An 11,867-nucleotide genomic window follows, 5' to 3' on the forward strand; every position below is an offset into this window, starting at 1 on the left:
GGTGTAATGACTTGCTTTGCATGAAATGGGTATAATAGTTCAACTCTTTTGCTTAATAGCGGCCCATAATGAAATATAAAGATCTGCGCGATTTTATCAATTTACTTGAAAAAAAAGGTGAGCTTAAACGCATCACCCAAGAAATTGACCCGTATCTTGAAATGACCGAAATTTCCGACCGCACACTGCGTGCAAAAGGTCCTGCCTTATTATTCGAAAACCCAAAAGGGCACAGCATGCCGGTGCTTACCAATTTATTTGGAACACCAAAGCGGGTTGCTATGGGGATGGGTCAAACAGACGTTAACGAACTTCGTGAAGTAGGTAAGCTACTCGCATTTTTAAAAGAGCCAGAGCCTCCTAAAGGTATTAAAGAAGCACTTGGATCTATTCCTGTGTTTAAAAAAGTGCTGAATATGCCCGCTAAAGAGGTTAAAAAAGCACCTTGTCAGCAAGTAGTTTTAGAAGGCGATGACGTTGATTTAACAAAGCTACCTATTCAACATTGCTGGCCGGGCGATGCAGCCCCTTTAATTACGTGGGGTTTAACCGTAACAAAAGGGCCATACAAAAAACGTCAAAATCTGGGTATTTATCGCCAACAGCTATTAGGTAAAAATAAAATAATTATGCGCTGGTTATCGCATCGTGGTGGCGCGCTCGACTTTCAAGAGTGGTGTAAAGAAAACCCTGGCCAGCCTTATCCTGTGTCGGTGGCGTTAGGCGCCGATCCAGCGACCATTTTAGGTGCGGTAACTCCTGTTCCAGATACGCTTAGCGAATATGCATTTGCTGGGTTATTACGTGGAAGCCGAACTGAAGTAGTAAAGTCGATTTCAAATGACTTGCAAGTACCTGCCAGTGCCGAAATAGTACTAGAAGGTCATATTATGCCAGGCGAAATGGCGCCAGAAGGCCCCTATGGCGACCACACTGGTTACTACAACGAAGTAGATGACTTCCCTGTTATGACCGTAACTCACATTACACACCGTAAAGATCCTATTTATCACAGCACATTTACTGGCCGTCCGCCTGATGAGCCGGCTATCCTGGGTGTTGCACTAAACGAAGTATTTGTTCCAATATTACAAAAACAGTTTCCCGAAATTGTCGATTTTTATTTACCGCCTGAAGGGTGTTCGTACCGCATGGCAGTAGTCACAATGAAAAAACAATACCCTGGTCACGCCAAGCGCGTAATGATGGGAGTATGGTCGTTTTTACGCCAATTTATGTATACCAAGTTTGTAATTGTGTGCGACGACGATATAAATGCACGCGACTGGGAAGATGTTATTTGGGCCATAACAACTCGTATGGACCCAGCGCGTGATACTACGTTAATTGAAAACACCCCAATAGATTATCTAGATTTTGCCTCTCCGGTATCGGGACTTGGCTCTAAAATGGGGATGGACGCAACCAACAAATGGGCAGGCGAAACCGACCGCGAATGGGGTGAACCAATAGTGATGGACAAAGCCACCAAAGAACGTGTTGATGATATTTGGGATAGCCTTAAAATTCTCTAACAACTCAACAAACCAAGCGGTGGCCAATAATTTATTTGCCACCGTTCGGACAAGCTATAAACAGGCTATAAAATAACCCTGTAGATATGCTAGAATCGACTCATTCAATTGCGTATCTGCTGTCAAAAGCGCTGCTAAAAGGTAAAAAATGCAAACATTAAAAGCTGAAGTTGTAGCTATCAGCCCACTTACAGAATTTGTTAACAAAGTAATTTTAAAGCCACAACAACCTGTGACATTTGAAGCGGGCCAATACATGCAACTGGTGTTAAGTGAAAAAGACAAACGCGCTTTTTCTATTGCTAGCCGCCCATCTCAATGTGACGAAATAGAACTACACATTGGTGCTTCGGGTGCAGACTCATACGCAATGCAATCGCTTGAACACTTACGCAATGCACATGCAAACAAAACAATGGTTGATATAGAGGCCGGGTTGGGTGTGTCTCAACTTCGATTACAATGTAATCGACCTATTATTTTACTTGCCGGTGGCACTGGTTTTTCGTATGTAAAATCAATGGCAGATCACTTAGCTGAAATAAACTGTGACCGCCCTGTATTATTTTATTGGGGTGTTAAAGAAGAGTCTGCTTTGTACGCACATGAAGAAATGAAATTATGGGCAGAGAGCCATGAACATTTTGAATTTATTCCTGTTGTCGAAAACCCATCTGCTAATTGGCAAGGTCATACTGGTTTTGTGCACAAAGCAGTAATGCAAGATATTGTATCACTTGAACCTTACGACATTTACATGGCGGGTCGTTTTGACATGATAGGGATTGTACGTGACGACTTTATAGCTCATGGCGCTATTCGTGAAAATATGTACGCCGATGCGTTTGCATTTATTAAGTAAACTCATCACATAGTTTAATAATAAGCACCTACGGGTGCTTTTTTTATGACTTTAAATTTTTAATAGTTTAAACCTATCACATTCATCAATATAAACAATTTCCTAAAATCCAATCTATAAACCATACTTTGTACAGAACATCAGCGGGAGAGACCCAAATGCTAAATACAAAAGTAAAAGATTTTATGCAACGTAAGTTGCCAAACATAACACCAGACACCGAAATGACGACAGCCATAGCCGAGTTACAAAAATTTAAATTACTTGGTGCGCCTGTATTCGACAACGAAAAATGCCTTGTCGGGTTTATTTCAGAGCAAGAGTTATTAAAGCCTTTAATGCAAAGTAGTTATTTTTGCGAAGGGGTTGTAAAAGTGTCGCAGCTTATGCAAACCAATGTAGTCACAGTAAGTAGCGATTTAAACATTATTGAACTAGCTGAACAAATGCAGCCAGGTAAGCCAAAAAACTACCCTGTGGTAGAAGGCGTAAAAGTGGTAGGAATGATAAATCGTGCCGATGTACTCAAAGCGCTCTACGATAACTACCTTAGCTGCCAAGAGCACTAATTTAAACCTGAGCGTTAGACAGTAAACCTCTTAACTAGCGCTCAAGTTGAGTCTACAAATATGCGGCTTTAAAGCGGCATATTTATTTGTATTGATTAACGTGCACTCACTTGTGCTAATAGTGCTTTTTTATCGCCGTCGCTTAAAAATGCAATTTCCAACGCATTCGCTTGGGCTTTTTCTATATCAGCCTGAGATAAGCCAGCCTTTGGTGCTGCAATAGTATATTCATGCCCTATTTCTATACCTTCAACAGCAGGATCATCTGTATTAAGGCAAGCAAGAATGCCATGATCTAAAAACTGTTTAAGCGGGTGCGTAGCTAGGTCGGTAACTGTGCTAGTTTGAATATTACTGGTTAAACATGACTCAATACCAATACGGTTATCACGCAGGTAATCCATTAACGTTGGGTCTTCAATTGCTTTTACACCATGGCCAATTCTACTTGCACCTAGCTCGTTAATCGCTTGCCAAATACTGGGGGCACCAAGTGCTTCACCGGCATGAATGGTTGACGCTAAATACGCATCACGCACTTGCTTAAAGTGCTCAATAAATAACTCTCCCGGAAAGCCAATTTCATCGCCCGCTAAATCAACAGCCACTAAGTCATTTTTAAACGCAAGTAATGCATCAAGCTCATGTTGGCACGTTTTAACACCATAAGTACGCGACAAAATACCAATTAAATTAGCTTTAATATTGGCATTTTTTGTTGCTGATTTAATACCATCAACCACAGCTTCGACAACACCTTGTGGATGTAAGCCTTGGCTTTGAGCCATGTAGTAAGGGCTGAAACGAAGCTCAACGTAATCAAGACCTTGCGCTTGTGCATCTTCAATATTTTCAATAGCTATACGGCGGCATGCATCGTAATCGCCAAGTACAGTAACACCCCAGTCTAGCTTTTGTAAGAAAGCGACAAGGTTTGGCTCTGGATCTATTACTTGAACATGAGGGATTAATTGTTCAACGTTATCTGCGGGTAAATCAATATTAAACTGACGACCAAGTTCTAGTATGGTTTGCGCGCGAACATTACCATCTAAATGACGGTGAATATCTAGCAAAGGTAGTTTTCTATTGATCATAGTAGCACCCAGTTTAATTAAATTTTTGCGCATAATACGCAGATAGAGTTATTTTTCAAGTCTATACGCTTTGTAATATTATTAAGCGGTCATATGTCTGCTTTTTGTGCAAATATTCACGCACTTAACAATAATATGTATAAAATAGTCTCGCCTTACTTTTTATTATTTCGCTAAACTTAAAAAATACCTATAAAAAAGCACAGGTAAAGCATTTATACAACGCCTATAACCTGTGCCTAAAATATATAACTAATCAGCTAGTAAACTTATTTGTTATATAAAACAAGCGCCTTTTCAGCCTGTGCCGTGTTTTTGTAACTCAAAGCTGCCTGGTCTGCAAATTGGTGTTTATTATCACCATTAAGTGCTTTATCAAACACACGTGCCGCTAAATCATAATCACTTTGTGCATTAGCAAGGCACGCAAGCGACAACAGCAGTGCTGTATTAGTGTCGTCTTTTTTAAGGCGATCTTGAATACTGGCTTGTAATTTGTGCGCTTCGCCATGGTTTGCATTATTTAAAATAGTAGCAAGCTCATCATGTTGGCTGGCTTGCTTAACCATTTTAGCTAAATCGCCCTCAATAACAGCAAGCTGACCTGTTGCAGCCATTTGAGTTAAATACGCAGTATGCGCATAAGTTTGAAGTTTTCGTGGTAATTGTTTGTATTTATTTGTTAGTTCATCAGCTGATTGAGCCGAAAAATAGGCAGTAAATACACGCGTCCACTGATCACTAGAAAACACCTTTTTACGCAGTAGCTTGGGTAAAAACTCTTCTAGCACGCTAAAATGCTGCTGTTGTACCAATACCTCAGTGTACAGTTTAAGCTCAAGTGCAGTGGCTTTTTTAGCTTCTGCATTAACGCGCAACTGCGATTCAATTGCACTGCTATCGCCACTTGCCAACCATAGTTTTGCTACTTTCAATTGCTGCTCAGGGCTTATTTCAAATAATCGTTCTAGTGCTTTATCTGCCTCGTTATTAGCAAGTGCCGCTTTAGCCAATAGTGCTAAACGAATATCATCAAATTTATCTGGCACACTGTTGCCAGAAAGTGCGCGCTCTACTTGTTCGTAATCGTCGTTTATAGCACTGAAAAGGGCTTGTTCAATTGCGGCGAATTTACGCTCTTCACTGCGGGCAAAAAAACCATGTTTGGTATTTCTATAAATTGATAATAAATAGCGTATTAGTTTATAAGTAAAGTATAAAGTTGCCGCAGTCATTGCAGCCATAATACAAAACGAAACAATGGTGCCTTCAATTGTTGTGTTATTAAACGAGATAAGCACGTAGCCTTTTTCGTCCAGTACAAAAGGGGTAACCGCAAGTACAGCAACAATAGCTACAATTAAGATTATTAGGCCTATCATTGCACCCACTCCTTAACCGTTTGTGTACTTTGCAGAGTGACCTCTTGGCTAAAGTTGAGCTGCTCTTTTTCTAATTTAGATAGCGTATTTAGTACTGATTTTGTGGCGTCATCGTCTTGCTTAAAGTACTCGCCAGTTAAGCGCTTAGCTTCGCTTAACGCACTAAAGTATATACTCGCTTGCTTACTTAATAATGCGTCCTGCGCCTGTGCTATATTTAATTTAATTCGTTGATTAATTAAATTACGCTCTTGATCGGTTAGTAAAGGTTCAATAGCAATCCCTTCATGGCGCCTAATAGTAATAAAACTATCAACAATTTTATTCCAACTATTACTGATATTTTGCTGCCAATCGTTAATATCTTCGCTGAGTGCATTTTCATCAATTACCAATGTTTCCTCTGGTAAATTGACCGCGTTAAACACCAATTCGTCAATTCGGTTAATAACACTATTTAGCTGTAAATAAATAGCCTCGGTAGCAACCGGTTTTAAACTATCAAGCGTTTGTATGTCTTGCATAATGGCTTGGCGAACTTCAATTGTGCCAGGGTACTCACTTAACAGTCCGTCTAAACGCTTTAGTACAGCGCTTGCGCCTTGGTAATCTTTTTCGGCCCACAGTTTAAACTCAGCCATTCGTTGTAAGCTGGTGACCTCTTGTGGGTTTAACGATGAACCTTGCTGCTGCGCTTTTTGCAGCGCAGCTTTTAATGCTTGCTGATTTTCAAGAGTGCTTTGCGTTAATGCCTCAGATACTTTTTCTTCGCTATTAAATAATGCTTGTTGTAAGCTCATTTGAGAAGATTTAAGTGCGGCAAGCTCTTGCTGGAGCAGCTTGTTTTGCTCGCTAAGCTCGTTAACAATTGTGTTTTGCGCTTTACCAGCATTTAGCTTTTGATAAAACTCGTAGCCAACTCCAGAGGCCACAACCAACGATATTAACAATGCAAGTGAAGCCACTTTACTTACTTTTTGTTTGTCATTTGCTGGTTTGTTTTTTACGCTTGCTGGCTCATTTTTAACTGATGTTGAACTCGAAGCTGTTGATGTTGTGTTTTCTGTTGTTATTGACTTAGGTTGTTCACTCATGCTGCTACCTTGCTGATTAATACAGGTAAACATAGCGTTATCGCTAGCCCCTGCTGCAATATGGATATTTGCCAAACTAACATGTTGTTGCTGTAAATATGCGGCTATGCGCTCGCTGGCAACATAAAAGTGGCACTGTTGTAACCATTGTAATTGTTGTGCAGCAAGGGGGGTAAACATGGCATCAACTGCTGCATTACTTGTTATGACTATACCGTGTACATTGCTGCTTTTCCAGTGGTCAGTCCAGTCACTGGTTAAATCGGGCACAGGCTCACGTTCATAAACAACACAATTATTTAAAAACGCGCCACGCTCTTTAAGTACCTTGGCGATGTCTGGGCGACCACCGTGCCCTTTAACCAATACAATATTGCTACCATCAACCTGAGCCAACGACTTAAGAGCCAATACCCCTTCTGAATCGAACTGCTTAGGCGTGGCTGCACGCACACCAAATAATTCATATATTGTATCGGCAGTTTGCTGCCCTACAGCATAAAACTGCGCTTTAATGTTTATATCGGGCTTTAATTGTGCCAGTGCTTTAACAGCGTCCTGAGAGACAAAAATAATTTTATCTGCATTAATAAGTGGGCTTAGTTGAGTACTAGAGGGCGTTAAATAGTTAATATTTAAAACAGGAAACAATGACGCCTGATAACCCGCTTGCTCAAGTTGCTCTGCAAGGGCTGCGCCTTTTCCTTCGGGCCGAGTTATCAGAATATGTGTCATTTATGCGTCTCTGTATACGTCAGCTAAAATTTTATCTGCGCCTTGAGCAAGTAATTTTTCAGCCAGCTCTATTCCGAGTTTTTCGGCATCGTTAATATGACCCGCAACTTCGTCACGTAAAATTTCGCTGCCATCGACTGCGCCTACAAGCCCTCGTAAATGGACCTGTTCGCCATCAACTAACGCATAGGCACCTATCGGCACCTGACAACCACCTTCTAAACGGCGGTTCATTGCACGCTCTGCATTAACACGAATACGTGTATGTGTGTGCTCAAGCGGTGCTAATAACGCTTTAGTCACTTCATCTTCAATCCGACACTCAATACCTACAGCACCTTGCCCATTTGCAGGCAACGATACTTCTGGTTCAATGTAGTCAGCAATACGCTCGCCCATTTCTAAACGAATTAGCCCTGCCGCGGCTAAAATAATCGCATCGTATTGCCCAGCATCTAATTTAGCCAAACGCGTATTTACGTTTCCGCGTAGATCACGGATTTCTAAGTCAGGTCTCAGTGCTCTAATTTGGCATTGGCGGCGCAAGCTTGATGTACCTACTACCGCTCCTTCTGGTAACTCATTCAAGTTAGCAAAGTGATTTGATACAAACGCATCGCGCGGATCTTCACGCTCACAAATGGTATGAAGGGCTAATCCTTCTGGAAACTCCACCGGCACATCTTTCATTGAGTGTACGGCAATATCAGCTCGACCATCTAGCATAGCTTGCTCAAGCTCTTTAACAAATAAGCCTTTACCGCCAATTTTAGCAAGTGGTGTATCTAAAATAATATCCCCTTGTGTCGACATAGGGACTAACTCAACACGCACGTCATCATGAAAATGCTCTAGCTGCGCTTTTACAAATTCGGCTTGCCATAGCGCCAAAGCGCTTTTACGGGTTGCTATACGTACTAATTTTGTTTTTTCTGTCATAGGGGTATCCAATTAATTACTGCGGTTAGCATTATTTAGTTAGCTAACACTCTAAATTCTTTTTGAGCTATTAAATTACCTTGCTCATCAACAACAGCTACACGCCAATGGCCTGTTTGCGTGTTCATAATATTTTTTGTTGAATAAGTTCTGTAGCGTGGCGAAGTAACATTAAGTGAAATTTCGGCCATTGTTTCACTTTCAAAAGACCAAACATGTTTTACGCGCTGGCCTTGCAGCCCTTTAAGCTCACTAAAAAATGATAACGAACCTTCAAACTGACTTAAACGCACGTCGGCTGCAAACACATTAGTAGGTTCGCGTTTTACTACGCTGCGTGTAAGCACTGCGCGACTTATTTTACTGGTATCAATCTGAGCACCGAGTGCCACGCTAGCAATATGGGCATCTTCAGCAAATTGCTCTGTAACAGGTTGTGCATCAATATTACTCGCTGGCTCTAATGCGATTGTGCCAAGCTCAGAAGTTTGCTCTGACGCAGGTACAGATACTGCTTCACTTGTTGTATCAGCGCTTACTGCATTAGTGACCAACGCATCGTTTTTACTGTTATCAACTGTATTCGTTTTTTCAGTTATTGAGTCAACTGTTGATTGGGTTACTGTCGGCTCATCTGAGATTGGCGCAACGGTTACTGACTCAGCGTTTTCAAGTAAGGCATTGGTAATGTCCGCCTCTTGAGTTGTTGGTAGTTGCTCAGCAGGCAGTGTTTCAGCATGCTCAGTCTCTATATGCAATTGGTTGCTAGGTGCATTATGTGTTTCGCTTTCAGTTACTTCATCACCTTGTGTGCTATCAGTGATTAAAAGCTCTGTTTGTTCATTGGGATGTGCGCCCTGATCTGCATTTACTGAGCTGGTTAAACCATATATCACAGCCGCAGATGTCATTACTATCAACATAGCCAAACTCACAATTCGACGCCAATGCCATTCATAGCTTACCGTAGGTAGGCTGTTTTGTGGTTCGCGTTTTACATTTGCTTTAATAACTATTTTTTGACTCATATTGACCTCAGCGGCTCCAAAATTAGCTTAAACGGGCAATTAACCATTGGCGAATAGCGTGTAACTCTTCTGCACACACTTGGTGTGCCATTGGGTATTCCTGCCAGCTTACATCCATGTTATGTGCTGTTAATACATCAAATGCACTTTTACCTGCACTCATTGGTACCACGTTATCGTGACTACCATGTGCCATAAATACATTTAAATCGGTATGCTTTGCTTCATCTGTAAATTTATGCGGCGCGCACATATAAGTAGACAGTGCCATAACACCCGCCAACTTTTGTTCAAAGCGCGGAGCTAAGTGAAGCGACACAACACCACCTTGTGAAAAACCAGCCAAAATAATTTTGTTAGCAGGTATTCCGTTGGCTATTTCTGTATTTATTAACGCCTCTACTTTTTCGGCAGACTCCCTCACCCCTTCTTCATCGGCACGTTTATCAAGCTCTATTGACTTAATGTCGTACCAAGAACGCATTTCCATACCACCATTTATGGTGACCGGTTGCACAGGCGCATGTGGGAAAACAAAACGCACGCCCAGCTCGGCTGGTAAATTTAATTGCGGCGCTACAGGGGCAAACCCATCACCCGAATCACCTAAGCCATGTAACCAAATAACTGTTGCTTTATGCGCGCTCTGTGCGGGGTATTGAACAAACTCTAAACTCATAATGATGATTGCCACTTAATTTCTTGGCCAGCTTGGCGAGTTGACGCTTCGTTAATGAATTCCCAAAACTCTGCACCAGAGCGGTTATCAATCCATTGACCGTCACGCATTTCAAAATGGTGACCATTGAATTTAGTTGCTACCCACACTTGATGAAGAGGCGCTTGCTTATTGATGACAATTTTACTCTTATCAGGAAAAATAATTTCTAAAATACCTTGCGCTGATTCGTAATCTAAATCGGCTTCACAATCATCAATTTGCTCTTCAATTGTGAACATAAGAGCTTCGGCTAATTGGTGATATTCGTGTTCAGTCATTGTTGATTCCTTTGCAGGCGGGCCGCCTAATATTGGGTACGTAATTGCGTTAAAAATATGCAGCTAGTGTAACAGGAATAAAATCATCCGCGAATAGCTGCATTTTTTAGATATTCTGTTACTCTGCGATTATAAAGCCAGCAACAATATTAATCTAATGAAAGCGACACATACCTTACAATTAAAAAAACTATTAATTTGCACGGCCCTATTTGGCGCATTAGCTGGCTGCGGACAAAGCGGCCCATTATATTTGCCTGAACAACAGGCCGAGCAAAACCAACCAGAAAACACTATGGTGCCTGCCGCAGAGGCCAAGCAACCTACAACACCAGTCAAACAGGAGCAATAAATGGATTTTTTTAACTATAAAAACAATCAATTGTTTGCTGAAGATGTGGGTATTGCCGCTATTGCTCAGCAATATGGCACGCCTTGCTATGTGTATTCTCGTGCAACGTTTGAGCGCCACTATCTTGCGTTTGCCAATGCGACTAAAAACCATAAAAGCTTGGTATGTTATGCCGTAAAAGCAAACTCTAATATTGCTGTATTAAATATTCTAGCCCGCCTTGGTTCGGGTTTTGACATTGTATCTAAAGGTGAGCTGGCGCGTGTAATTAAAGCAGGAGGAGACGCCGGTAAAGTAGTATTTTCAGGCGTTGCTAAAACCGCTGACGAAATAGCGTATGCATTAAAATTAGGGATTAAATGTTTTAACGTTGAGTCGGCCTCTGAATTAGAGCGTATTTCAGAGGTTGCGTGTGAGCTTAACTTAGTAGCACCAATTTCTATTCGCGTTAACCCCGATATAGATGCAAAAACGCACCCTTATATTTCTACTGGCCTTAAAGAAAACAAATTTGGCATTGATATTCAAACCGCTGTAAGTGTTTATCAACAAGCCGCTGCTTTACCTGGCTTAAACATAATAGGCGTAGATTGCCATATTGGTTCGCAGTTAACCGAAGTAAAGCCGTTTTTAGAAGCGCTCGACAAACTCCTTGCGCTAATAGATGAGCTAAAAAATGTTGGGATAGAATTAAGCCATTTAGACATAGGTGGTGGGTTAGGTGTTCCTTACGACAACGAACAACCACCTCATCCTAGTGAATACGCAGAGCAAGTAACAGCTCGCCTAGAAAACTACCGCCATTTAGAACTTATTTTTGAACCAGGTCGTGCCATTGCTGCAAACGCAGGGGTATTAATTACGCAAGTTGAGTTTATTAAACAAAACCAAAGTAAATTTTTTGCCATTGTTGATGCCGGTATGAACGATATGCTTCGCCCTTCTCTTTATCAAGCGTGGCAAAAAATTATACCTGTGTCGGTTCGTGATGACGATACGCCAACTCACAACTTTGATATTGTTGGCCCCGTGTGCGAAACCGGTGACTTTTTAGGAAAAGACCGAGAACTGGCGCTGAAACAAGGCGATTTACTCGCGCAGCGAAGTGCTGGGGCATATGGCTTTACTATGAGTTCAAACTATAACTCTCGCCCACGCGTAGCTGAAATAATGGTAGACGGTGAACAGCACCATCTTATTCGCGAACGTGAAACCATTGAGAGTCTTTATCAAGGTGAGAAAATTTTACCATAAACGTTTTTGCCAACTAGCTGC

General features: G+C 41.5%; 12 protein-coding genes. 5 read left to right on the forward strand and 7 right to left on the reverse strand.

Going from position 1 to position 11,867, the window contains the following annotated elements:
- The first annotated feature begins 68 nt into the window (after nt 1-68).
- The 3 genes from ubiD (at nt 69) to ATS72_RS10865 (ending at nt 2,966) form a co-directional block, all read left to right on the forward strand.
- Nucleotides 69-1,535, forward strand: a complete 1,467-nt coding sequence (gene ubiD / locus ATS72_RS10855; RefSeq protein WP_006792455.1) for a 4-hydroxy-3-polyprenylbenzoate decarboxylase — start codon at nt 69-71, stop codon at nt 1,533-1,535.
- 148 nt (nt 1,536-1,683) lie between these two features.
- Complete coding sequence (gene fre, locus ATS72_RS10860) at nt 1,684-2,397, forward strand: NAD(P)H-flavin reductase (protein ID WP_006792456.1); 714 nt, start codon at nt 1,684-1,686, stop codon at nt 2,395-2,397.
- Between the two features lie 158 nt (nt 2,398-2,555).
- The gene (locus ATS72_RS10865) at nt 2,556-2,966 is read left to right on the forward strand and encodes a CBS domain-containing protein (RefSeq protein WP_006792457.1); all 411 of its coding nucleotides are present in this window, start codon (nt 2,556-2,558) and stop codon (nt 2,964-2,966) included.
- Between the two features lie 95 nt (nt 2,967-3,061).
- On the opposite strand, the gene add is transcribed toward ATS72_RS10865, so the two are convergent.
- The 7 genes from add to cyaY all read right to left on the reverse strand — a co-directional run bounded on the left by add (nt 3,062) and on the right by cyaY (nt 10,240).
- Nucleotides 3,062-4,063, reverse strand: coding sequence for an adenosine deaminase (gene add / locus ATS72_RS10870; protein ID WP_058430096.1), 1,002 nt, complete (start codon nt 4,061-4,063; stop codon nt 3,062-3,064).
- A 269-nt stretch (nt 4,064-4,332) separates the two neighbouring features.
- Nucleotides 4,333-5,445, reverse strand: coding sequence for a heme biosynthesis HemY N-terminal domain-containing protein (locus ATS72_RS10875; RefSeq protein ID WP_058430082.1), 1,113 nt, complete (start codon nt 5,443-5,445; stop codon nt 4,333-4,335).
- The gene (locus ATS72_RS10880; protein WP_058430081.1) at nt 5,442-7,274 is read right to left on the reverse strand and encodes a uroporphyrinogen-III synthase; all 1,833 of its coding nucleotides are present in this window, start codon (nt 7,272-7,274) and stop codon (nt 5,442-5,444) included. The genes ATS72_RS10875 and ATS72_RS10880 overlap by 4 nt, the downstream gene beginning before the upstream one ends.
- Nucleotides 7,275-8,213 (reverse strand): hydroxymethylbilane synthase, encoded by a 939-nt coding sequence (hemC, locus tag ATS72_RS10885; protein ID WP_008129468.1) that lies wholly within the window; start codon nt 8,211-8,213, stop codon nt 7,275-7,277.
- A gap of 35 nt (nt 8,214-8,248) precedes the next feature.
- On the reverse strand, nt 8,249-9,241 hold the full coding sequence (locus tag ATS72_RS10890) for a DUF2914 domain-containing protein (protein WP_058430080.1): 993 nt from the start codon (nt 9,239-9,241) through the stop codon (nt 8,249-8,251).
- 22 nt (nt 9,242-9,263) lie between these two features.
- On the reverse strand, nt 9,264-9,920 hold the full coding sequence (locus tag ATS72_RS10895; RefSeq protein WP_006792463.1) for an alpha/beta hydrolase: 657 nt from the start codon (nt 9,918-9,920) through the stop codon (nt 9,264-9,266).
- On the reverse strand, nt 9,917-10,240 hold the full coding sequence (cyaY, locus tag ATS72_RS10900; protein WP_006792464.1) for an iron donor protein CyaY: 324 nt from the start codon (nt 10,238-10,240) through the stop codon (nt 9,917-9,919). Before cyaY ends, ATS72_RS10895 begins: the two co-directional genes overlap by 4 nt.
- A gap of 157 nt (nt 10,241-10,397) precedes the next feature.
- Between cyaY and lptM the strand changes: the two genes are divergently transcribed.
- Nucleotides 10,398-10,592 (forward strand): LPS translocon maturation chaperone LptM, encoded by a 195-nt coding sequence (gene lptM / locus ATS72_RS10905; RefSeq protein ID WP_006792465.1) that lies wholly within the window; start codon nt 10,398-10,400, stop codon nt 10,590-10,592.
- Entirely contained in the window at nt 10,593-11,846 is a 1,254-nt protein-coding gene (lysA, locus tag ATS72_RS10910) for a diaminopimelate decarboxylase (protein WP_039038207.1), read from the forward strand. It abuts the gene before it with no gap.
- Nucleotides 11,847-11,867: the final 21 nt, after the last annotated feature.

The sequence above is a fragment of the Pseudoalteromonas sp. 13-15 genome (genome assembly GCF_001468205.2).
In the GTDB taxonomy this organism is placed as follows: domain Bacteria; phylum Pseudomonadota; class Gammaproteobacteria; order Enterobacterales; family Alteromonadaceae; genus Pseudoalteromonas; species Pseudoalteromonas marina.